Origin of the sequence: Shewanella sp. SM21, from assembly GCF_025654335.1 — a bacterium.
In the GTDB taxonomy this organism is placed as follows: domain Bacteria; phylum Pseudomonadota; class Gammaproteobacteria; order Enterobacterales; family Shewanellaceae; genus Shewanella; species Shewanella oncorhynchi.
Genome location: NZ_JAKKRL010000001.1, coordinates 472,474 through 496,707 on the forward strand (window position 1 = coordinate 472,474; position 24,234 = coordinate 496,707).

Annotated in this window: 22 protein-coding genes; 7 read left to right on the forward strand and 15 right to left on the reverse strand. The window is 43.2% G+C overall.

Annotated features, from left to right (window positions below; translation table 11 throughout):
• Nucleotide 1: 1 nt before the first annotated feature.
• The 9 genes from L5L94_RS01920 to murJ all read right to left on the reverse strand — a co-directional run bounded on the left by L5L94_RS01920 (nt 2) and on the right by murJ (nt 9,544).
• Complete coding sequence (locus tag L5L94_RS01920; protein WP_105249936.1) at nt 2–463, reverse strand: PilX N-terminal domain-containing pilus assembly protein; 462 nt, start codon at nt 461–463, stop codon at nt 2–4.
• 12 nt (nt 464–475) lie between these two features.
• Nucleotides 476–1,444, reverse strand: a complete 969-nt coding sequence (locus L5L94_RS01925) for a PilW family protein (RefSeq protein WP_028760918.1) — start codon at nt 1,442–1,444, stop codon at nt 476–478.
• An 11-nt stretch (nt 1,445–1,455) separates the two neighbouring features.
• Nucleotides 1,456–2,043 (reverse strand): type IV pilus modification protein PilV, encoded by a 588-nt coding sequence (pilV, locus tag L5L94_RS01930; RefSeq protein WP_263160927.1) that lies wholly within the window; start codon nt 2,041–2,043, stop codon nt 1,456–1,458.
• A 183-nt stretch (nt 2,044–2,226) separates the two neighbouring features.
• Nucleotides 2,227–3,183 carry a 4-hydroxy-3-methylbut-2-enyl diphosphate reductase gene (ispH, locus tag L5L94_RS01935; RefSeq protein WP_028760920.1) on the reverse strand — a complete coding sequence of 319 codons (957 nt, stop codon included), beginning with the start codon at nt 3,181–3,183 and terminating at the stop codon, nt 2,227–2,229.
• Nucleotide 3,184: 1 nt separating this feature from the next.
• Nucleotides 3,185–3,607 (reverse strand): FKBP-type peptidyl-prolyl cis-trans isomerase, encoded by a 423-nt coding sequence (gene fkpB / locus L5L94_RS01940; protein ID WP_028760921.1) that lies wholly within the window; start codon nt 3,605–3,607, stop codon nt 3,185–3,187.
• Nucleotides 3,604–4,119, reverse strand: a complete 516-nt coding sequence (gene lspA, locus L5L94_RS01945) for a signal peptidase II (RefSeq protein WP_028760922.1) — start codon at nt 4,117–4,119, stop codon at nt 3,604–3,606. The genes fkpB and lspA overlap by 4 nt, the downstream gene beginning before the upstream one ends.
• 9 nt (nt 4,120–4,128) lie before the next feature.
• Nucleotides 4,129–6,951: an isoleucine--tRNA ligase gene (gene ileS, locus L5L94_RS01950; protein ID WP_263160898.1), complete on the reverse strand. Its 2,823-nt coding sequence runs from the start codon at nt 6,949–6,951 to the stop codon at nt 4,129–4,131.
• A gap of 32 nt (nt 6,952–6,983) precedes the next feature.
• Nucleotides 6,984–7,919: a bifunctional riboflavin kinase/FAD synthetase gene (ribF, locus tag L5L94_RS01955; RefSeq protein WP_105249940.1), complete on the reverse strand. Its 936-nt coding sequence runs from the start codon at nt 7,917–7,919 to the stop codon at nt 6,984–6,986.
• 65 nt (nt 7,920–7,984) lie between these two features.
• A complete protein-coding gene (murJ, locus tag L5L94_RS01960) occupies nt 7,985–9,544 on the reverse strand; it encodes a murein biosynthesis integral membrane protein MurJ (protein WP_105249941.1) in 1,560 nt (519 codons plus the stop codon).
• A 252-nt stretch (nt 9,545–9,796) separates the two neighbouring features.
• Here murJ and rpsT point away from each other — a divergent pair, with 252 nt between their 5' ends.
• Entirely contained in the window at nt 9,797–10,063 is a 267-nt protein-coding gene (rpsT, locus tag L5L94_RS01965; protein WP_011790375.1) for a 30S ribosomal protein S20, read from the forward strand.
• A gap of 63 nt (nt 10,064–10,126) precedes the next feature.
• Here the strand turns inward: rpsT and L5L94_RS01970 are convergent, their stop codons facing one another.
• Entirely contained in the window at nt 10,127–10,423 is a 297-nt protein-coding gene (locus tag L5L94_RS01970) for an ArsR/SmtB family transcription factor (protein ID WP_006084975.1), read from the reverse strand.
• Between the two features lie 136 nt (nt 10,424–10,559).
• Between L5L94_RS01970 and L5L94_RS01975 the strand changes: the two genes are divergently transcribed.
• Entirely contained in the window at nt 10,560–11,963 is a 1,404-nt protein-coding gene (locus L5L94_RS01975) for a M28 family metallopeptidase (RefSeq protein WP_263160899.1), read from the forward strand.
• A gap of 65 nt (nt 11,964–12,028) precedes the next feature.
• Here the strand turns inward: L5L94_RS01975 and yaaA are convergent, their stop codons facing one another.
• Together yaaA and L5L94_RS01985 are read right to left on the reverse strand one after the other, a co-directional pair.
• Nucleotides 12,029–12,802, reverse strand: a complete 774-nt coding sequence (gene yaaA / locus L5L94_RS01980) for a peroxide stress protein YaaA (protein WP_263160900.1) — start codon at nt 12,800–12,802, stop codon at nt 12,029–12,031.
• Nucleotides 12,803–12,931: 129 nt separating this feature from the next.
• Entirely contained in the window at nt 12,932–14,374 is a 1,443-nt protein-coding gene (locus L5L94_RS01985; RefSeq protein WP_028760928.1) for an alanine/glycine:cation symporter family protein, read from the reverse strand.
• Between the two features lie 428 nt (nt 14,375–14,802).
• Here L5L94_RS01985 and L5L94_RS01990 point away from each other — a divergent pair, with 428 nt between their 5' ends.
• The 5 genes from L5L94_RS01990 (at nt 14,803) to L5L94_RS02010 (ending at nt 21,783) form a co-directional block, all read left to right on the forward strand.
• On the forward strand, nt 14,803–17,169 hold the full coding sequence (locus L5L94_RS01990; protein WP_105249944.1) for a phosphoketolase family protein: 2,367 nt from the start codon (nt 14,803–14,805) through the stop codon (nt 17,167–17,169).
• 238 nt (nt 17,170–17,407) lie between these two features.
• Nucleotides 17,408–18,517, forward strand: a complete 1,110-nt coding sequence (locus tag L5L94_RS01995) for an OmpA family protein (RefSeq protein WP_028760930.1) — start codon at nt 17,408–17,410, stop codon at nt 18,515–18,517.
• Between the two features lie 250 nt (nt 18,518–18,767).
• Nucleotides 18,768–19,724 carry a transaldolase gene (tal, locus tag L5L94_RS02000; RefSeq protein ID WP_028760931.1) on the forward strand — a complete coding sequence of 319 codons (957 nt, stop codon included), beginning with the start codon at nt 18,768–18,770 and terminating at the stop codon, nt 19,722–19,724.
• A 19-nt stretch (nt 19,725–19,743) separates the two neighbouring features.
• Nucleotides 19,744–21,381 (forward strand): glucose-6-phosphate isomerase, encoded by a 1,638-nt coding sequence (gene pgi, locus L5L94_RS02005; RefSeq protein ID WP_168823543.1) that lies wholly within the window; start codon nt 19,744–19,746, stop codon nt 21,379–21,381.
• A 216-nt stretch (nt 21,382–21,597) separates the two neighbouring features.
• Complete coding sequence (locus L5L94_RS02010) at nt 21,598–21,783, forward strand: DUF3545 family protein (RefSeq protein ID WP_006080618.1); 186 nt, start codon at nt 21,598–21,600, stop codon at nt 21,781–21,783.
• A 312-nt stretch (nt 21,784–22,095) separates the two neighbouring features.
• On the opposite strand, the gene L5L94_RS02015 is transcribed toward L5L94_RS02010, so the two are convergent.
• The 3 genes from L5L94_RS02015 to L5L94_RS02025 form a co-directional block, all read right to left on the reverse strand.
• Nucleotides 22,096–22,632 carry a hemerythrin domain-containing protein gene (locus L5L94_RS02015; RefSeq protein WP_105249947.1) on the reverse strand — a complete coding sequence of 179 codons (537 nt, stop codon included), beginning with the start codon at nt 22,630–22,632 and terminating at the stop codon, nt 22,096–22,098.
• Nucleotides 22,633–22,868: 236 nt separating this feature from the next.
• Nucleotides 22,869–23,603, reverse strand: a complete 735-nt coding sequence (locus tag L5L94_RS02020) for a hypothetical protein (protein ID WP_263160903.1) — start codon at nt 23,601–23,603, stop codon at nt 22,869–22,871.
• Nucleotides 23,596–24,201, reverse strand: coding sequence for a sigma-70 family RNA polymerase sigma factor (locus L5L94_RS02025; RefSeq protein ID WP_263160904.1), 606 nt, complete (start codon nt 24,199–24,201; stop codon nt 23,596–23,598). The genes L5L94_RS02020 and L5L94_RS02025 overlap by 8 nt, the downstream gene beginning before the upstream one ends.
• Between the last annotated feature and the right edge of the window lie 33 nt (nt 24,202–24,234).

Sequence of the window (24,234 nt, forward strand, 5' to 3'; positions counted from 1 at the left end):
TCTAACTCCCAGTTAAAACTTCTTGCTCCACACCTGCGACAACAGTGAGTTGGCCCAGTTTATCTCTACCAAATTCTGCTGTACTACTAATCTCAACACGCCGACAGCTGATTAAATTACCACTATTTGGCCTTGTACTCCGCTGGCATCCAACATCTTTTGCACTAATGACAACATTACCTGCAGCATCAACTTCATAAGGAATTGGCGTTAACGTTTGGTTAGAACCAAATTCAACCACAGATGAAATCTCAGATAGTTTGGCTAAGCTAGCACCTTTATTGGCTTCGATTGCCGCCTCTAAGCCACCATCAGCAACAGACTTAGCCTCTATACGTTCTGATCCTGCTCCAGACATACGCATAGATTGGGTCGAATTAACAGCCAAAGCGACACCAATAATAGTCATAAGCAACAATATGATAAGTGCAAAAAATAATACAATTCCTTTTTGCTTTTTCATCTTACCAACCTTCTAATTTCTAATTAACACTGGATTAGCAAGCACCATAGTCGTCGAAACTATCTTGCGTCGATAATGATCATTCAAATTTTTAATTTCCTTATCGCCCAGAGTATAAGTAGTTTCATTGGTGTAACTTTTATCTTCATCAATAGCACGAACCAACAAGAAAACCCTTAAGGCAACAAGCCTTTGAAATAATTCGTTGTCCCACATTAATGTGGTTACATTTTCTGCAGGCATAAAACTATCGGCGGTATCATCTCCATTACTATCAAAACCATAAAGAATACGCATATTCTCAATGCCTTCAACTAACTGCTCTTCGTTATTCATGCCATTATTCTTGGTTAATGTTTTTCGGCGTAGAACAGGTACAGAACCATCATTTTTAATAAAATAAATATGATGCTGATATTCCCAAAAACGAGCATTTTCGAGTACTGGATTGGGAGGATTACCGCCTTTAAACATCACAGCTTCACTCGAAGTTGCAGCCATATAAAAACGCTCGCCATTGGGATTAGTCACTGGTGGGCCAACTAATCTTTTAATTTGAATGACATCCGTATTCTGATTCACACCTGATAAGCAACTTAATGTATCCCCACTCTCGCCCTCTTCATATCCCCATAGACGCCTAAAGTGTGCAGGTTCAGCATTAGGTAAAGTACCGTTATTTACACCTGCACCAATACAATCATTTGCAACACCATCCCTCAAGGTCATATTGGTTCCAAGTACAAAATCAGTTCCCGTTATGTCCCCCATAAAACCTAACTGACTAATGTCTCTTTCCATGAGCGACAAAGCTATTCGTCCATTTTCTTGCAATTGGTTAAACTGGCTCGTTGTGATCACATTGGAAGAAGACATACTAAACATGCCAAAAAGCCCAAGAGTGAGAAATAAGCCAATGACCATAGAGACCATTAGCTCAACCAGCGACATCCCTTTCTCACAGTTTTTTAAATTATCCATACATAGTTAACCTAAATAATCATTGTCGAAAGAATAAAAAGCCGCCTACGCGTACCAATATCTTCTCCACATTCACTCCCAGAATAACTTGTACCCGCGCCCTCTCGGATCCCTCTCCACGCAATTGAGACCGTTACAGTTGAACCATCTACATTAATGCAAGCTGTTGGAGAGTCTAACCCACCAACATTCTGGCTATCCATAACTTCGGCAGCCCCCATAAAACTCTGTTCCCACTGGTAAAGATCCCAAGCTTCAGTCTCTTCTGGAGTACATATACTCACTGCGCCAACAGCAACGTCACAAACATTGCCTGGTTTATTAAGAGAGCCAGTATACTCACCAGCGTAATTACCCAGCTGCGCTCTATTCAGCTTCATTCGATTAATTATATCGTTTGCATAATAGGAGGCTTGAGTTTGCTGAAAGGATTCAAAGCTGCCACGCTTTGCAACAATATGCAGATTAAAAATACCAATTAAGCCAATGACTAAGATCACTAACGCAACAAGCACTTCAATTAATGAGAAGCCTCGTTGAAATTCCCTTTGTGTCAACCTTTCGATTTTAGTCATATTTTTGACAAGCTTTTCAGCTATTTACCTTTAAAAATCTTAGTATTACGATAAAAACTACCAACAGTTAATAATAGATGAGTAAAATGTAAGTAGCCAGTAACATTAGCACATAAGCATTGACATCATTATGCTTTGAATGAATTTGAGACAATAAAAAAGAGGCTTATAGCCTCTTTTTTATTGACGATTAAACAGTACACAGATTTAACGTAATTCGGCTGGCACAGCAAAAACAGTGTCTTCTTTACGCCCTTCAACTTCAGTCACAACACTAGGAGCAAGTTTAGCGATTGCTTGAACCACTTGTTGGACTAAAACCTCGGGGGCTGAAGCTCCAGCGGTGACGGCTACACGTGTAACATTATCAAACCAACTAGACTCAACATCATCTGCAGTATCCACTAGATAAGACTGGGTTCCTGTTTTCAATGCTAGCTCGCGTAAACGATTAGAGTTAGAGCTGTTCTTTGAGCCAACAACAATCAATAAATCAACGTCTGCAGATAAATTGCGTACCGCATCTTGACGATTCTGCGTTGCATAACAAATATCGTCTTTTCGCGGACCTTCTATAGAGGGAAACCTTTTCTGTAACGCAACAATAATGTCCAAAGTATCATCTACAGACAAAGTAGTTTGTGTCACGAAGCAGAGATTATTGGGATCGCGCACTTCCAAAGCTTCAACATCAGCAGGCGATTCAATCAGATAAACTCCACCATTAGGATTATCGTATTGACCCATAGTACCCTCGACTTCAGGGTGCCCTTCATGGCCAATCAGGATGCACTCAATACCTTTGCGGCTGGCACGCGTCACCTGAAGATGTACTTTAGTCACTAAAGGACACGTCGCATCAAAGACTCTCAGCCCTCTCGCCTTAGCTTCTTGTCTCACCGCTTGAGATACACCATGGGCACTGAAGATAACAATGTTGTTATCCGGCACTTGATCTAACTCTTCGACAAAAACCGCACCGCGATCCTTCAGATTCTGCACGACATAGCGGTTATGCACGACTTCATGGCGAACATAAATAGGCGGCGAAAATAATTCCAACGCCCGTTCAACAATACTGATAGCACGATCAACACCCGCACAGAAACCTCGCGGGTTAGCGAGCATAATGTTTAAACTTGGGCTAGTAGGATCGAGTTTCATCTTAAAATACCTTTACTACGTCCAGTTCAAAAGTGATCTTGTGTCCTGCCAGAGGATGATTAAGATCGACTGTGATGGAATCACCCGCAACATCACGGACAATACCTGGGATCTCACTACCACCAGGGCCTGCAAAACTCACAATCACGCCAGCCTCTAAACTCATGTCAGCCGGAAAACGGCTTCGATCTAGATAATGGATAGCATCAGGATTGGATTCGCCAAAGGCATCAATCGCTTCAAGCGTGAAACTGTGCTTATCACCTTCAGCAAGCGTCACCAGCTGCGCCTCAAATGCAGGACTTAAAGTACCATCACCCACATTTAATCGAGCCGGTTTACCCGAGGCTTTAGTGCTATCGGCAGTTGAGCCATCAGCAAGCACAATGTTCATGTGGCATAATAATGAACGTGTCACAGTCACTTTTTAACCCCTTCAGCGCTATCAGCTTCAGACTTATCGCTTACAAATGCATCCCAAATAATCAGCACTGCACCGACACAAATAGCAGCGTCGGCAATATTGAATGCTGGATAATGGCTCTTATTCCAGAAGAAATCGATAAAATCAACCACGAAACCATGCATCAATCGATCGACTAAATTACCTAAAGCACCACCAATCACTAAGGTGTAAGCTAGATTCAGTTTCCACAAAGAAGACGATTGCTTACGCAACCACACAGTCAATAACGTACTGAATCCAATCGCAACAATCGTAAACAGCCAGCGCTGCCAACCTCCAGCTTCACTTAAAAAACTAAAAGCTGCACCATAGTTACGTACATAAGTGAAATTAAAGAAGGGCAATAATTTCACTGATTCATACAAATCAAAATTGGCTAAGACCCATTGCTTAGATAGCTGATCGGCTAAAAACACCAATACAGCTACCCAATACCAACGTAAGCCACTGTCTTTCCAAGTTAATGGCATACAGATCCTTTACGCAAACTGACGAACTTCGCCGTCACCTTCAATATTGGTTACGCAGCGAGTACAAAGTGTTGGGTGAGCCTCAATAGTGCCAACCTCTTCTCTGTGGTGCCAACAACGCTCACATTTCTCAGCAGTGCTTGATGCGACCACTAATTTCAGTGATGCCAACTCAGTCTCAACCGCTTCCAATGTCGCATCGGCTAAAGGCAATACTTTGGCTTCAGAGGTCAACAACACAAATCTCAACTCATCGCCGATATGAGTTAATTGCTCAGTCAAGGTAGCATCCGCAAACAAGGTCACTTCAGCTTCTAATGAGCCACCGATACGTTTGTCACGACGCGCTTGTTCAATCACTTTGTTGACTTCATTACGCACGGTTAGTAACTGCTGCCAATAGTCATCGCTCAAATCAGTCGCTAAGGTGACTGATTTCAAACCTTGATACCATTCTTGGGTAAAGACATAAGCATCACGCTTGCCAGGCAGTAATTGCCATACTTCGTCAGCAGTGAAGCTTAAAATTGGCGCAATCCAACGCACCATGGCCTCAGAGATCAGATACAGCGCCGATTGACAACTACGGCGCGCATGGCCTTCTTGCTTAGCCGTATATTGGCGGTCTTTAATGATATCCAAATAGAAACTGCCTAACTCAACCGAGCAAAACTGCATCAGTTTTTGAGTCACTATATGGAAGTTATATTGATCATAGGCTTCGATGATTTCCTGTTGCAGCGCAGCGGCACGGCGAACAACCCAACGATCTAACGCCACCATATCTTCAACGGCCACTAAATCCTTAGCGGGCTCGAAACCGTTTAAGTTGGCTAATAAGAAACGCGCAGTGTTGCGAATACGACGATAGGCATCGGCACTGCGATTTAAGATTTCGTCTGAAACCGTCATCTCACCGCTGTAATCTGTTGCCGCAACCCATAAACGCAGAATGTCGGCGCCTAATTTGTTGGTTACCGTTTGTGGTGCAATCACGTTACCAATAGATTTTGACATCTTACGGCCTTTACCATCGACGGTAAAACCGTGGGTAAGCACTTGCTTATACGGTGCTTTGCCATTCATTGCGGTTGAAATCATCAAAGATGACATAAACCAACCGCGATGTTGATCGCTACCTTCAAGATACAAGTCAACACCGTGTCCGTGGAATTCAGGACGCGCCGCTACCACTGACGAGAAGGTTGAACCTGAGTCGAACCAAACGTCTAAGGTATCGGTTACTTTACGGTATTGTTCCGCTTCATCACCCAGCAATTCTGCGGCATCAAGGTCCCACCAAGCTTGAATACCCTGCTGTTCGATACGATTCGCCACGCGTTCCATTAACGACACGCTATCAGGGTGCAACTCTTCGGTTTCTCGGTTCACAAACAGCGTGATAGGCACACCCCAAGTACGTTGGCGTGAGATACACCAGTCAGGGCGGTTTTCAACCATTTTTTCGATACGACTTTGTCCCCAATCAGGGATCCATTGGGTTTGCTCGATTTCTTTCAATGCTTGCGTACGTAGGCCGTGGTTATCCATAGAGATGAACCACTGCGGTGTCGCGCGGAATATAATTGGTGTTTTGTGGCGCCAGCAATGTGGGTAGCTGTGACGGTAAGCCACGTGATTCAGCAAGGCACCTTTTTCTCTCAGCAAAGCTACGACGTTATCGTTAGCTTTAAAAACATGTTGCCCAGCAAAATACTCAGTATCAGGCTTGTATACACCGTTGTCGCCAACAGGGTTTGCGACTTCTAAACCGTACTTTTGACCAACAACAAAGTCGTCTTGACCATGACCCGGTGCAGTATGAACGATACCAGTACCCGCATCAGTAGTAACATGATCGCCTAAAATTGCAGGCACATCAAAATCCAAGAACGGGTGATTAAAGCGGACAAGCTCAAGCGCAGCGCCTTTGGTTGTACCAAGCACAGTATGGCTTTCGATGTTATAGCGAGTCAGGCAAGATTCAACCAAGACTTCAGCTAAAATAAGCGCTTGCGTCACACCGTCTTTTTCGAATTCGACTAAGCTGTAATCCAGTTCAGGACTCAAAGACAAGGCGCGGTTCGCTGGTAGCGTCCATGGCGTGGTCGTCCAAATCACCATAGAAACAGGATGTGAGTAATCGCTTACCCCAAACTTAGCCGCAACGGCTTTGCTATCGGCAGCCACAAACGCCACATCAATAGCAGGTGATGTTTTGTCTTCGTATTCCACTTCAGCTTCAGCTAAGGCAGAACCGCAATCAGTACACCAATGCACAGGTTTGACGCCTTTATGTAAGTGACCACTCTCAATCACTTTCGATAAAGAACGAACGATATTAGCTTCCGTTGAAAAATCCATCGTTAAGTACGGATTTTGCCAATCACCCAGCACACCTAAACGGATAAAGTCTTCACGTTGACCGTTAACTTGCTCTGCAGCGTATTTACGGCATTCTTCACGGAATTCTGCCGCAGAGATTTTTTGACCTGGCTTACCCACTTTTTGCTCAACTTTCAGCTCAATAGGCAAACCATGACAATCCCAACCTGGTACATAAGGTGCGTCAAAACCAGACATAGTTTTTGACTTAACAATAATGTCCTTGAGGATTTTATTAACTGAGTGACCAATATGAATACTGCCATTCGCATACGGTGGGCCGTCATGCAAAATGAAGGGAGTACGGCCAATTCGGCTATCACGGATCTGTTGATACAAACCGTCTTTTGTCCAGCGCTCTAACATCTCTGGCTCGCGATTTGCCAAATTACCACGCATCGGAAACTCTGTTTCCGGCAAATTCAAAGTAAATTTATAGTCGCTCATTGATCCTATACCGTTAATTAAACTGATAAATTTCAGCCTGCATCATTACCAAATAAAGCTCTGGCTTCATTTGCATCATTTAAAATCTGTTTTTTTAGCGCATCCAATGAGTCAAAAGGTTGCTCATCTCGGAGTTTAGCTACCAACTCGACTTCAACATGTTTGCCGTAAATGTCACCTTCAAAATCAAAAAGATGCACCTCAAGCTGACACACTTGACCGTTCACTGTCGGGCGAAACCCAATATTGGCGACGCCCTCATAAATATCGCTGTTATCCCAATAACATTTAACCGCAAACACACCGCGTACCGGCACAACATTGCGCTTTAAGGCGATATTAGCGGTGGGGAAACCAATTGTGCGGCCAATTTTTTGCCCATGCGCTACACGACCACTCAAGGTAAAAGGGTGTCCTAATAGGCGTCTCGCCTGTTCAAGATTGCCCTTCGCCAATTGTTCACGCACAGCAGTCGAGCTCACTCTTTGCGAGCCCAGCATAAAACTTTGAGTGCTGACCACAGTAAATCCATATTGGATACCCGCCTGCACTAGCATTTCAAAATTGCCTTTACGGCCTTGACCAAAACAAAAATCATCACCGACGACGAGGTATTTGACACCCAGTTTGCGGACCAACAATTCTTCAATAAAATGCTCTGCAGGTTGATTAGCAAAAGTGCGATTAAAGTTAACACACACTAACCGCTCAACCCCAAGTTCATCGAGTAAAATAACTTTATCACGTAATAAACTTAAACGAGCCGGCGCGTTGTCGCCGCTAAACAATTCTTGCGGCTGAGGTTCAAACGTCATTAATGTCGATGGCAGCGATAACTGCTTCGCCTTCTGCACTAAGTTCGCAATCACTTGTGCATGACCACGATGGACGCCGTCAAAATTACCTATAGTCAATACACACCCGTGGTGGGATGACAAAATGTTATGTATACCGCGGATTAATTCCATAACGTTAGACAACTGCCAAGCGCAAATCGGCTGATTATATAACAGCTAGCGATGAGAATCAGCAATCAAGCTCCCCGTTTAATTGACCAAGGACGAATTCCGAGCAAAAGCAGACACAATAAGTAACTGACTGCCCCAACTAAAATTAAGCCTATCAAGGCTTTCGCACGATCGAACAAATGCCAATCTAACCAAATTTGTTGTGAAGGCAAAAAGTAATACAAGACTACCACCATCAAGGCTGTAGAGACCACGGCTTTAGCAAAAAACACCATAGTCGGCCTAGAAACACGATAAACGCCAGCTAAATGCAAGCCTCGGTATAGTAATGTGGCGTTAAGCAATGCTGACATCGAAGTCGCAATCGCCAGTCCAACATACCCAAAAGGAATAGCAAACAGCAAGTTAAAGCCCATGTTTGTGATCATGGCAATAATGCCATAACGCACAGGTGTTTTGGTATCTTGACGAGAGTAATAGCCAGGAGCAAGCACCTTAATCAGCATAAAGCTAAGCAAACCACTGCCATAAGCCATCAAACTATAGGAAGCCATTTCAACATCATGCAATGAAAAAGCACCGCGCATAAATAATACCATCAACATAGGCTTTGCGAGCACGATCAATCCCATCATAGCCGGTAGACCTAGCAGTAGAATCGCTTTAATCCCCCAATCCATCGTCTTGCCAAAGCCCGCACCTTCGTCATTCACATGGTTTCGTGACAGCGCAGGTAAAATCACAGTAGCAATCGCGATCCCAAACAATCCTAAGGGAAATTCGAGTAAACGGTCGGCATAATAGAGCCAACTTATTGAACCCGTCATCAAAAAACTGGCGATAAATGTATCAAATAGCAGGTTAATCTGTGAGACAGACACGCCAAACAATGCTGGGATCATCAAAGTTCTGATTTTCACCACGCCCGGGTGATGCCAGCCCCAAGAAGGCTTGACGAGCGCATTTTCACGCAATAAAAAGGGAATTTGAAATAGGAACTGAATCAAACCACCACAAAAAACGCCCCAAGCCAAGGTAATCTCAGGCTGGGTCGATGTAGGCGCATAGAAAATAGCCGCCGCAATAATTGCCACATTGAGAAATACAGGTGTAAAAGCCGATACCGCAAAACGGCCTCGGGTATTTAAAATTGAGCCCGCTAATGCCGTAAATGTGATAAACCACAGATAAGGAAAAGTAATTTTAAGCACAACGGTAGCGAGTTCAAATTTAGCACCATCTGGCTCGTTGTTAAGCCAAGCGATGAACCAACCACCACCGAATAAAGCTGACAACACAGGTGATGCAACCACCCCCAAAAGGGTCACTATTGTCACTAGTAAACCTAATGTGCCCGCAACTTTACTCAATAAATCACGAGTCTCTTCTGCGGTATGTTTCTCTTGGTACTCAGTTAAAACAGGTACAAACGCCTGTGCAAAAGCCCCTTCAGCAAACAAACGGCGTAAAAAATTAGGAATTTTATTTGCAAAGAAAAACACATCAGCACTTGTCCCTGCGCCCATCAAATTAGCAACAACCACATCCCTAACTAGACCTAAAACTCGGGATATCAATGTCATAGCACTAACAATCAGGCCAGATTTTAATAATTTTCTACTCAAACGTCCCCCAGACCCATATCGAATTGATTAGGTGATACATCTCAAAAAATCGATTCAGGCTCTGTCACACTGCGGTAATAGCTGCTAGAATTGCGCCACATATTACACGAGTTGGGTCGAAGATAGCCAAGGCAGGTTGGATTAATTTATCTTTATGATGAATATTCAATCATAGTCATTGACAAAGTGACTAAATGCAGGCATATTCCTCGGCCTTTAAAAGTATCAAATCCAGTTTTTAGGAGTTGCACCTTGGCTAATAGCAAGTCTGCAAAGAAGCGCGCGCTTCAATCTGAAAAGCGTCGTCAGCATAACGCCAGCCGTCGCTCAATGTTACGTACATACGTTAAAAAAGTAATCGCTGCAATTAAAGCAGGTGATCACAAAACAGCAACAGAAGCTTTTGCTGTTGCACAACCAATCGTTGACCGTATGGCGACTAAAGGTCTTATTCACAAGAATAAAGCCGCTCGTCAAAAGGCACGTTTGAACGCTAAGATCAAAGCAATCGCTGCTTAATCTATAAAATAGCAAATGAAAAAAACCGGCAATTGCCGGTTTTTTTATATCTGAAAAACACTATTAATGACAATAAATGTTGTTCAATAAGTGAATCATCTCCCGTACTTCATCACTCTTGAGTGAATAAAATACCGTTTGCGCTTCTTTGCGTGTGGTTACTAAATTATCTTTGCGTAACCAAGCAAGGTGTTGTGATAGTGCCGATTGACTTAAGCCTAATTTTTTATTCATTTCGCCAACGCACATTTCTCCTTCATTCAATAAATAACAAAGAATAAATAAACGGCGTTCGTTCGCGAGTGCCTTTAATAGCACTACGGCATGATCGGCTCGCTCCTGCATTAATTCAATATTCATTACGCACTTTCTCTCCTAAAACTAACCCCTGCGCTAATATAGCGTCGCCTTACGGATATAGTCGGGACATAAAGCACACTTTTTGCTAGATTGTTTTTAAAAATGGGACATGCTTAATAAAAATAAAGGAAATCTAATGAAGCCCTATCAAACTACACTTCTCTCGAGTCTTTTAATCGGGAGTTTAAGTGCGTGCCAAACTCAAGTAGAAACTGCCCCTAGTGAAGTCATTCAATTACAACAGGCAGCATTATCTTCGCAATTAAGCTATGACTTAGTCGAGTCACTCACGGTTGAAGTGGGTCCAAGACTTGCTGGAAGCCCAAAAGATATCCTCGCCGTTAACTGGGCGATAAATAAACTGACCAGCCTTGGTTTTGACCGTGTTTATAAAGAAGCCGTACAAGTGCCAATTTGGGAGCGCGGTGAAGCCAAAGCCAAAATCACCGTCCCTGTAGAACAGCCGTTGGTCATTACTGCGCTTGGTGGCAGTATTGCGACTCCTGCTGGAGGTATACAAGCTAAAATCGCGCGCTTTGATAGCCTAGAGGCATTACAACAAGCCAAGCCTGAAGAGGTGCAAGGTAAGATTGTTTTTATTGACCAAAAAACAGAGCGCCATATCACTGGTGAAGGTTATGGTAAAAGCGTTGGTGGCCGCTCGAAAGGGGCAGTCGCTGCAGCACAAAAAGGCGCAGTTGCTATCGTGATCCGCTCTATTGGCACAGATCATGACCGCATGGCCCATACTGGCATCATGCACTACCAAGATGGCGTGCCTAAGATCCCCGCGGCTGCCATGTCAAATCCCGATGCTGATTTGGTTGGTGCATTGCTAAAACGCGATCCTAATGCCCTGCTCGAATTGCATATGTCGCCAAAAAACTTAGGTTTTAATACTTCTTACAATGTCATTGCCGAAGTAACGGGCAGTAGTAAGCCCAATGAAATAGTGCTCATTGGTGCTCATTTAGATTCCTGGGATGAAGGTACTGGCGCGATTGATGATGGCGCTGGTGTCGCCATTGTGACGGCTGCAGCCAAGCATATTCAAGATCTCGTGATAAAACCCGCTCGCACTGTTAGAGTCGTGCTATATGCCGCTGAAGAAGTTGGGCTCGTTGGCGGTAAAGCGTATGCAGAGGCTCATAAAGCGGAATTACCGCTGCACTACATAGCTGCAGAGTCTGATTTGGGGGCCGGTAGAATTTATCAAATCGACACTAAAGTGAATGAGAACATATTCACAGAAGTACAGCAAGCGCTCAGCCCTATGTCATTCAATGGCGTTGCACTGGGCAATAACCAAGCTTCAGGCGGGCCAGACGTGTCTATGCTCCCCGCCTTAGGTGTTCCAGTTGCATCTTTGAGGCAAGATGGCCACGATTATTTTGATTACCATCACACACCGAATGATACCTTAGATAAAATCGACCCTGCCGCATTGGCTCAAAACGTCGCCGCCTACGCACAATTTGCTTATATCATGGCAAATTCAACGGTGACATTAACGCCTTTAGTCACCCAATCTGAAAAATAGGCCATCAATGATATAGAGAACAGCATTAGCTGTTCTCTATCAATTAACATCTTATCGATATTTCGCTATTGCTCTTCACGTAAAAACGTTGGATTTGTTAGGGAACTCTGCTCTTCACTATAATAATAACCAGCAACATTAAATGCTTTTAATTCATCTAAAGTGTTAATTTGATGCGTAATGAGATATCTCGCCATCATGCCTCTAGCACGCTTAGCAAAAAAACTGATCACTTTATATTGACCATTTTTACAATCTTTAAATATGGGTGAAATTAATTGCCCTTGAAGTTTTTTAGGCTTTATTGCTTTGAAATATTCATTAGATGCAAGATTGACAATAATATCACTACTCGTTTCAGCAAGCGTTTCATTTACCGCTTGAGTTAACGTATCTCCCCAAAACTCATATAGGTTTTTACCTTTAGGATTAGAAAGTGCCGTGCCCATTTCTAAACGATAAGGCATAATTAAATCCAGCGGTCTGAGCAAACCGTAAAGTCCAGATAAAATACGTAGTTGTGACTGAGTTCGAGCAATTTCATCTTCAGACAATGTATCAGCATCAAAGCCAGTATACACATCGCCTCTAAAAGCAAAAATGGCCTGTTTTGCATTATCTAAACTAAAATCTGGCCGCCACTCCCCAAAACGTGCCGCATTTAAACCCGCAATTTTATCGCTCACTTTCATTAAAGTGGCGATGTCTGTAGGGGTCAATTGCCGACACACTTGGATCAACTCCTGACTATAAGTTAAAAAATCAGGTTGTGAATACACCTGCGTCAGTGGCGGCTGTTCAAAATCTAAAGTCTTCGCCGGCGAAACCAATATCAACATCAAAAACTCCCAACAGAAACAAAAATATATGCCTATGATACTGAACGAGCATAAAAAAACCACGCTTTAACAGCGTGGTCTTTTCGATTACAACAATCAGTAATGCCTATTGTCGATGCGCTAGGCTAATTAAAGCTTTTTAGCCGGCACAAGACTGGTATCTTGCCAAATATCATCATCAAGCTGATCCATCAACTCAGGAAATTTACTACGATCGAATTCTGGAGTCTTACCCGCTTTGATCTGTTCGCGATAATCATTGATAACCCGAATTGCCAGACCCGATAATAGTAATAGAGCAACAATGTTTACCGTCGCCATCAATCCCATCGAAACGTCAGCCAAGTTCCACACTAAACTTATCTTAGCGACGGCACCAAACATGACCATGCCAAGCACACACAAACGGAATAAGGGCAGTGCTTTGGTACTATTTCCCATTAAGTACATCACATTTGTTTCAGCGTATGAGTAATTGGCTATGATGGATGTAAAGCAGAATAAGAAAATAGCCACCGCAATAAATGCGCCACCCCAGTCGCCAACATGTGCAGACATGGCATTAATGGTTAATCGAATCCCATCATCACTCGAGCCAATATCCCCTGATAGCAGGATTATCGCAGCCGTTGCAGTACAGATAACGATAGTATCCGCAAACACACCCATCATCTGCACAAAACCTTGGGATGCTGGATGATTAGGGTTAGGCGATGCACTTGCCGCGACATTCGCCGCACTGCCCATACCCGCTTCATTCGAGAAAAGTCCACGAGCAATACCCGCTTGCATTGCCTGCGCGACAGTATAAGCCACGCCGCCAGCGGCAGCCTCTTGCCAACCAAAAGCACTTTTCACAATTAAGCTAATAATCGCAGGTAATTGTTCTAGGTTGAAAATAACGATAATGAAGGCTACAAGAATGTAGGCTAAGGCCATAATGGGGACAAGAAATTCAGATACTCGCGCGACTTTACGTAGACCACCGACAATCACAAATCCACTGGCAATAACTAGCCCAATCCCTACATAGGTTGGATTAAAACCAAATACTCGCTCCATGGCACCGGTAATAGTGTTAGCTTGTACTGCATTGAATACTAAACCAAAAGCAATGATCAAAAAGACAGCAAATAAAATGCCCATCCATTTCTGACCCAATCCTTTTTCCATGTAGTAGGAAGGACCACCGCGGAACTGGCCATTATGATCTCGGACTTTATAAACCTGCGCTAAGGTTGATTCAACCATAGCTGTCGCCATACCTAAAATAGCAATAAGCCACATCCAAAATACCGCACCTGGACCCGCTGCACCAATAGCAACAGCGACACCGGCCATATTACCAGCACCGACACGGGCTGCCATACTCGTACAAAAGACTTGAAATGAAGAAAGACCGCTATCGCAACCTTGCCGACTCATGGTCATAACTTTGATGGAATGTTTAAAGTGGGTTAACTGAATAAAGGCAAGTCTAATGGTGAAATAGAGACCAGCTCCTACTAGTCCATATACTAACAACTTACCCCAAAGTAGCGCATTCAAAAAATTAACTATGGTTTCTAACATATTATTTTACTTCTTCCCGTAGCAAATGCTCCTCTAATTGTAATTAAAGGTACAACATCTGTGGTGAATGAATCCTTCCAAGTTAAAGGTAAGAATTTCGGTAGATTTATTTTTTCAAATTATCCTTCCGTGAATTTACAACATCACGGCTACCGAATTCAACGCAGCAAAATAGCACAGTATTCGAAATTGCTCATGTGATCAAGCTCGCGTTTGCACAGTTAAACGTCATTGACATCACGCCTTACAACACTAGCTAAGCTACTGTTAAAGCTAGATTAACAAAAGGTCTAAGTTGCGCTATTATTTTTAACAGCAAAAACAACTTTTAAAATTTGGATGTAGGGCACATTTTTGTAATAAAACTACAAATATAGTAACCCCATAGAAACTTCAATCATCTCTTGTTTGTTTTAGTGAGGCTTAACATGACACAAATACATGAAATCAATGCTCTGAAAAAGTACGTCAGAGCGACAAACTTTCTTGCGACCTCGCAAATTTACCTCAAACAAAACGTCTTACATAAACGTCCACTTGCCCATACTGATATCAAGCCACGTTTACTTGGCCATTGGGGTACCTGCCCAGGTATTAACTTTGTCTATGCCAACATTAACCGCTTGATAGTGAAGCATAACCGCTCTTTTATCTATTTAGTCGGTCCAGGCCATGGTTTTCCCGCTGTACAAGCAAACTTATTCATTGAAGGCTCTTTAAGTCATTTCTACCCAGAAACTATTCCCTACAATGAAACTGGCATCGAAGATATTTGTAAGAAGTTTTCTGCCGCTTATGGTTATCCTTCACATGCAAACCCTGAAGCACCTGGACAAATTCTTGAAGGTGGCGAATTAGGCTACTCACTCTCAGTAGGCTGGGGGGCAGTATTAGATAATCCAGATCTGATCGCAACCGTCTTAATTGGTGACGGCGAAGCAGAAACGGGACCATTAGCCGCATCTTGGTATGCAAACCGCTTAGTTTCACCTGCGACCAGCGGTGCAGTATTGCCAATTGTGCATATTAACGGCTATAAGATTTCCGGTCCTACCCGCATGGGACGTATGAGCCATGAAGAACTGGATCTTGAATTCCGTGGTCTTGGCTATTTCCCCATCATAGTTGATAACGAATTAGAAGAAGATATCTATGTGCAGATGACAAATGCCATGGATACCGCTTATACCATGATCAATGACATTCAACGTCGAGCACGCAGTGGCGAAGATGTAGTTAAACCAAAATGGCCAGTCATTTTAATGCGTACAGCCAAAGGTTGGACTGGTGTCAGTGAATATAAAGGTAAGAAATTAGAAGGTAACTGCGAATCGCATCAAGTAATCGTCAATAAATGTGCTACTGATAAGGGCCATTTAGATGCACTGGATAATTGGCTTGCCAGTTACGACTTCCAAGAACTCTATCAAATGAATGAAAAAGGCGAACTGATTTTTGATGCCGACATTTGTTCATTAATCCCACCCAAGCAACTTGCCTGTGGCCGTCAACATTTAACCTATGGTGGAGAAGTTGTTAGAGCATTAACCAATCCAGATCTTGAAAAACTCAGCTATGGCCCAGAAGTACCGCGTGGTCAACGTGGCTATTCAATGTTAAAAATGGGCGAATGGATGCGTGATGCATTCAAGTTAAACCGCGACCAACGTAATCTACGTATCTTTAGCCCTGACGAAACCTATTCAAATCAACTACAAGCTGTATTTGAAGAAACCGATCGTGCATGGCAGTGGCCAATTGAGAGTTGGGATGAAGATATGTCCCGTGAAGGTCGAGTCATTGAACTGCTTTCTGAAAACTTACTTTTTGGCATGCTACATGGTTACACAGTAACAGGCCGCCACGGCATGCTACCCACCTACGAAGCATTCTCACAAGTTATCTCATCGATGGCCGATCAGTACTGTAAATATGTCTACGCCAGCCAAGGTGTGCATTTCCGTAAGCCACTGCCAGCCTGTAATGTCGTATTATCTTCATTACTTGAGCGCCAAGATCATAATGGCTATTCACATCAAAACCCATCTTTCCTTGGGGCTATGCTGGAGAAACATCCAAAAATAATCTCGGCTTACTTACCCGCAGATGCCAACAGCACATTGGTTTATACAGAGCGAGCCTTCGCTGACCGTGACAAACTCAATATTCTGGTTGCAGGTAAAAAAGAATTACCACAATGGCTAAGCTTGGAAGAAGCGCGTAAACAAACAAAAGACGGCGTAATGGTGTGGGATTTTGCCTCAGATGAGAATCCCGATATTGTGCTGGCAGGTTGTGGTGATTATGTCACTCAAGAATGTATGGCTTCTCTAGTATTAATCAGAGAACTCCTTCCAAGAGTGAAAATCCGCTTCGTTAGTGTCACTGAATTAAGCAGTGATGGCTTAGGTAGCCGTAAATTTAAAGAAAAACCTTGGTTAATGGACGAAATATTTACTCAAGATAAAGGCGTGGTATTCAACTACCATGGTTACCCAAATACAATCAAAAAGTTAATTTTTGATTACAAAGGCAGCCGTCGCTTCAGAATTAAAGGCTACGAAGAAGAAGGTTCAACAACAACGCCATTTGATATGGGTGTTCGTAACGGTACATCACGCTATCACCTTGTAATTGATATGGCTTACAAGCTGTTCCAACAGGGTGTTATTGATGAAACTATGCACGTCTCTATTACCACTGATATGCTGCAAAGATTAGTTGACCACCGCAACTATATTAAAGCGAATGGTGTAGACCCAGTAGAAATCGAAAATTGGGTATGGACACGCTAATAGAAACATCTAATTAACATTAGATTGTAATTTAAAGGCATTCTTCGGAGTGCCTTTTTTGCATTAAAAATACCAGTTACAGAATGACAACCTTTAAAAGGTTGATCTTAATACTGGAAAAAGTTAACAAACCAAGTGATAATTAACCGCTGGCTAAAATATCAAAGGATCCCCACACTAAGTGCTAGCAATGTTTTGCACAAAACCAGCAAAGCATATTGGTGGAGAATCATAATCAATGGACGTAAATAAAATGATGAAGAACACATTAAAAGTAGTATTACTGACATCTCTGCTTCCACTCGCAGCCAGCGCATCTCAGGAACTTACACCTTGGTATGTTGGTGCCGGTTTAGGCGTTAATAACTATGAGCACGTTGCCACTCAGAATGGTGAAGACAGTCCATACGCTTGGGATGTTTTCGCAGGCTACATGTTCAACGATTACTTCGGTGCTGAAATCGGCTTCCGTGATTTAGGTAATGCAGATTGGAACGCAGCGGGTATCAGCAATGATGCAAGCGTAAAAGGTTCTACACTTGGTCTAGTTGGTATTTGGCCACTAGCTAACCGCTGGAGCCTATCAGCTGAAGCTGGTGCAATGTACTATTCACTCGAAAACAGCCAAAACAATGGTGTAACGTCGAGCAAATACAGTACAAATGATTTTGCTCCATATTTAGGTGCTGGTGTTGGTTATAACTTCACTGACAACTTAAAATTACAAGCTAAATATCGTCGTTATGAAAACTTAAATGATGATTACAATATTGTTGAAGCTGATAGCAACTACTGGGGTCTAGAACTGAGCTACCGTTTCGGAACTCCAGTTGCAGCAGCTCCAGTTGCCGCAGCAGTCGTTGCAGCAGCACCGGTTGATTCTGACAACGATGGCGTTTACGACGACAAAGATCAATGTCCAGCAACACCAGCAACTCACAAAGTTGACTCTGTTGGCTGTACTATCTATGAAAACGTGAAGAACAAAGAAGACGTAGGTTCAATCCAGTTTGCTAACGATTCTGCTGTAGTTAAAAATGTTTACTACAAAGACATCGAAAGATTAGCTAACTATTTGAACAAAAACCCAGCTTTCACTGTTGAAATCGCAGGTCACGCCTCAAATGTAGGTAAACCAGAATACAACATGGAATTGTCTGACAAACGTGCTGACGCCGTTGCCAAGATTCTTGTAGAGAAATATGGTATCAGCGGAAGCCGCGTAACTTCTAACGGTTACGGTGTTACTCAGCCATTGGTTGCTGGTGATTCAAAAGAAGCTCACGCTGCGAACCGTCGCATCGAAGCTATCGTGACTACCACAACAAAACAACCTGTTCTGAAGTAATAGTACTTACTGAAGTAAAAAAGTCGCTGCTTGCAGCGACTTTTTGTTTTTGTGGGGTATACACTAGGACAAGCGACGCCCTCTACTGCAGCCAAGATGATAGCCCGTAGCTCGAGCCATACCTTAATAGACATAAAATTGTCATTTTTGTAATTTTTTTACATTCAAGGTTGGAAAAGTTGGCAAAATCGCTTCTAATAGTCATCAGTGAATTCCGAGTTAAAACTGCTACCTGAGAAGGATGTTTTTCATGGCCAATACATTAGAGCAACTCAAGTTATATACCACTATCGTCGCTGACACAGGCGACATCGAAGCGATTAAACGCTACCAACCTGAAGATGCGACCACTAATCCATCACTCATCTTGAAAGCGGCTCAAATTCCTGAATATGAATCCCTTATAGATAACGCTATCGACTGGGCAAAATCACAAAGTACCGATCTCGTGCAGCAACTTGATGATGCCAGCGACAAACTAGCGGTCAATATCGGCGTAGAAATACTGAAACTCGTTCCTGGCCGTATTTCAACTGAAGTTGATGCCCGTTTATCATTCGATAAAGAAAAATCAATCGCTAAAGCCCATAAATTGGTTCGCCTATATAAAGAAGCGGGTGTAGATAAATCACGCATTCTGATCAAACTTGCTTCAACTTGGGAAGGCATTTGTGCCGCTAAAGAACTAGAGCAAGAAGGCATCAACTGCAACTTAACCCTACTATTTAGCTTTGCTCAAGCGCGTGCGTGTGCCGAAGCGGGTGCTTACCTCATTTCTCCTTTTGTAGGCCGCATACTTGATTGGTACAAAAAAGATACGGGTAAAGATTACAATGCCGTAAATGACCCTGGTGTCATTTCAGTGACTGAAATTTATAACTACTACAAACAACACGGTTTTGACACTGTTGTTATGGGTGCAAGTTTCCGTAATATCGGTGAAATTATTGAGCTAGCAGGTTGCGATCGTCTGACCATTGGCCCTTCTCTATTAGAAGAACTGGCTAATTCGCAAGTTGACATCACACCTAAACTGGTTGCAGCAACGACCACTGTCGCTGCAGAACCCCCATTGACTGAAGCACAATTCCGTTGGGACTTTAACCAAGATCCAATGGCGGTTGATAAGCTTGCCGAAGGCATTCGAAACTTTGCGATAGACCAAGGTAAGCTCGAAGTCATGCTCACGGCTAAGCTCGCGAACTAAGCACTCTGGAGACGGTGAAATGACACTCTTGACCCAAAGCTCAACATGGCAAGCTTTATCAGCACACAGTAAAAATGTTCCGCATATGCGGGAATTGTTTGCAACTGACGCGGCACGTTTCAATAAAATGTCGCTATCAGCCTGTGGTTTATTACTGGATTACTCTAAAAACAGAGCAACAGCGGAAACGCTGGATCTGTTATTTGCGTTGGCAAGCAATAGCCAACTTGAAGCAAAAATCAAAGCGATGTTTGCAGGTGAAATCATTAACACCACAGAGAAGCGCGCCGTACTGCACACAGCGCTTCGCAGTACTGCAGAACAGTCGATTATTGCCGAGGGTCAAGACATAGTTCCTGAAGTTCAACAAACTCTAGATAAGATGCAAGGGTTTGTGAGCTCAGTGACGTCAGGTCAATGGAAAGGTTACACAGGTAAAGCGATAACCGATATTGTAAGTATTGGTATTGGCGGCTCTTTCCTAGGCCCCAAAATCGTCTCTCAAGCGTTGCGCCCTTATTGGAACCCCGAATTAAATTGTCACTTTGTGGCAAACGTCGACGGGACTTCTATTAGTGAGAAGCTGAAGTTACTGGATCCTGAAACGACCTTGTTCATAATGTCATCCAAATCTTTCGGGACACAGGAAACCTTAACCAATACCCTCACCGCAAGAGACTGGTTCCTAGCGAAAGGCGGTTTGCAGTCTGATGTGGCAAAACACTTTGTCGCAGTCACTTCAAACGTGGCAAAAGCGACAGATTTTGGTATCGATGCAAACAATATTTTCCCTATGTGGGATTGGGTTGGTGGCCGTTACTCTCTCTGGTCAGCGATTGGCTTGCCGATTGCACTTTTGATCGGTATGGATAACTTCAGAGCTCTACTCACGGGTGCGCATCAGATGGATGAGCACTTCGCCACAGCGCCACTGACTGAGAATATGCCGGTTATCATGGGATTACTCTCCCTATGGTACGGAAACTTCTTTAATGCTCAGTCCCATGTCGTATTAACCTACGATCATTACCTACGTGGTTTACCCGCTTATTTCCAGCAGCTAGATATGGAAAGTAACGGTAAATCAGTCACCTTAAATGGTACTGATGTTGACTACAGCACAGGTCCCGTCATTTGGGGGGGCGAAGGCACTAATGGCCAACATGCCTACCACCAGTTATTACATCAAGGTACCGCACTGATCCCTGCCGATTTCATTATGCCGCTGCAAAGCCATAATCCTATCGGTGAGCACCATGACCAATTAGCGTCAAACTGCTTCGGTCAAACCCAGGCCTTAATGCAAGGTCGTACTTTTGATGAAGCTTTAGCCGAACTTGCTAATAGCGCATTATCCGCCACAGAGAAGCAGCTGATCGCTCAACATAAAGTCATGCCTGGTAACAAGCCGAGCAATACTTTACTTATGGATAAGCTCACACCAAGTACCCTAGGCGCTTTAATTGCCTTGTATGAACATAGAACCTTCGTTCAAGGTGCTATTTGGGATATCAACTCCTTCGATCAATGGGGTGTAGAACTCGGTAAGAATCTCGGTAACGATGTGTTAGCACGCATTGGCGCAGAGCAAGATTCCGATGCTTTAGATGCCTCAAGCAACGCATTGATTAACCTTTATCGACAAGGCAAAATCTAATCGAACAAAAAGCCAGCAATTGCTGGCTTTTTAATTCTACCCCGTTCTTTTTATTAAATTTTTCTGCTTAACTCCTCTCTACTTCTGCATATAACATCAATGACATATCACTCAAAGTTCATTTCAACTTAACACAAATGAAACATAATTCTTGCACCCTGTTTTAAAAATATGTTATTTAATCGCTGACAAAACATACAACAACAGGAGGTTGCCATGGATCGTTTAGATTATGGTTGTGCGCTAGATGAAGTCGTTGAAAGACCCGATCGTTCGCGAGGCTCCAATAAAAAGCGTAAATGGCGTGAGATCGAAGCGTTAAAAGATAAGCATCGTTTGCTCAAAGAACTCCAAGAAATCGATAATAACTTTAACTACGACATTGATGCTATCCAGTTGTAATTACATGTTTATATGAGCTAGTTATCATTTCAAACATGAATAGAAAAGCGCCCTTCGGCGCTTTTTTTATTTACAACTATTGGAGCAAACAGAATATAAGCGGGGTATGATCTTACGAGCAGGAATTTTAAAAAATAAATCAATAACAGTAGCTTACGATGGCACCGAACATCATCGACTCCGATAATACTTTACAAATCCCAACCAACTTTGGCTCACGAGACATCGCAGTCGGAATCAAAAATCTACTCCTCAACCGTATAAAAACACCAGCTTAAGCCCACCAACATGGACCTAATAAACTAAAGAGTATTAGTCAGATGCTGTGAGATAAACCCGTAAATCTTCGAATTCTTTCTGCTCTCGATCCAGAAACAAAGGATCATCGATCAGCGATTTCTGACACTCTAACTCAATAACTTGCCAATCTTGCTCAGTTAAACTTTTGGCTAACAAAGGAAATATTTCCCGTTCCTCCATCTGCATATGTCGCTCTTGCAATGCGACATACTCTGCAAAATCAACAATCAGTTTCTCGCGGGCAACCACAATATCACTGAGGATCAAGTTTAAAGTCGCCATCAAGGTGGCCGAGGATTGGATCACCGACTCATGTTCGGCACTCAATTTATCGATAGTATCGTTCGTTTTATGGGCTAGGTAGTAGGCATAAATAATGTCTTCAATGGGATGATGGCAACGTTCAGCATATCCTTGCATATATTCAACAATATCGCGCACGACGCTGAAGTTGATTGACTCACCTTCGGATAGTTTCATCTGCTTGTTTTTTAAAACATTTAGCAATACAGCTATATGTTTATGATCATGCATGAGTCTTTTAAGCATAATGCCTCCTGAATATGGGTCTGACTATTGATACTAGCCAAGTCGTGAACTAACACCAATATAACAGGCTAAAACCTGTTCACTTTATGACGTTGATCAAGTAAATCACATACCAAACAGTAAACAGACCACAAACATTAGCACGTCTCGGCATATTTCAGGGAAATTTAGCTGTTTATCTCACCACTTTGCGATTTCTAATCACTTTTTTATTCGTAAATACCACAACCACATAGTCATTTGGCAAGCTGATGTAATTGCTGTTGTAGCTTTTTAAACTCAAGTCTTAATACTTGCTGCGATTCGATTTGCTGCGCTTCATCGACATCCTTAACTGCAAGATACGGGTAATCCTTGAGAAGTTTTTGTTCAAGCACTAATGCTTGCTCAGTCTCCTTCGCTTCGATGAGGACTTGTAACCGATGTAAATACTCAGTCAATGACACTTGATTGATTTCAGCAGGCTCAGATAATCTTGGTGCATTCATAGACCTTGCAGCGATAGCGGGGCTAATTGCATCCTGCTGCTCAGTTGCTCCCAATGCGGCTTTAGCTTGCTGCATTTCCGTCTGTCTTTTATGTTCAGCCACGGCTTCTGTTTGCATGTTTAAAGATTGCATCGCTTCAGTATCAGCCATTCTTGCCATCGTTTGTGGCGCAGGGGCACTCATCACCATAGGACTTGGAGCAAGCGCATCTTCGACTTGAGGTCGAGTCAGCACCAGCAGACCAACAACAAGCACTAACGATGCCGCGCTCGATAACGCCCAAGGATGGCGTCGCCAGACAGAACTTGGCGCTTCAACGGCGGTTATTTTGCTTTGATGCATTTCAGCTAAGTGAGTTTGCGCCAGCTGTAAGATATCTTGATCGAGTTGCTGCGGTGGAACCTCTAAGGCCTGCTGGCGATACCAAGCCAGCACTTCCTGTTGTAATGCGCGCTCATCAGCACTTGAAGAAGAATTACTCATGACCCGCCTCCTGCCATTTCGCGCTGACACAATCTTTTAGGCTTTGGTAAGCATAACGAATACGGCTTTTAGTCGCTTCTAAGGTCACGCCCGCAATGTCGCTAATGATGGTAGCCGTAAAACCCATTTCAATATTCAGGATAAATGCCTCTTTCTGAACTTGGGGTAACAGTGCGATACAGGTCTTTAGCAATAAGCTCTTTTGCGCTTCTTGCCACTGCACATCGGGTTTATCTTGCTCACCCGCCACAAAAGTATCGAGTCCTACATCATCTTCATCAGTAGCGACAAAATCCACGGGCTTAACCGCCCGCACATGATCAATCAATAAGTTATGAGCGATACGATACAACCAGGTAGTAAACTTAGCACTGGCTTCGTAGTTAGCCGCAGCGCGGATCACCCGCCCCCAGGTTTCTTGATACAAATCTTCAGCTAACTGCTTATCACCTAACTGACGTACAAAGTAGCGATAGAGTGCACCTTTGTGCTTCAGGTATAACTGTTCAAATGCTTTTGAATCGCCCTTAGCATAGCACAACATCAATTGCTCATCTGAGTGCTCATGGTTTGATAATTGCGCTATTGCTAATACCACGGGAAATTCCTCATCATTGGGGTTAGCCCCACG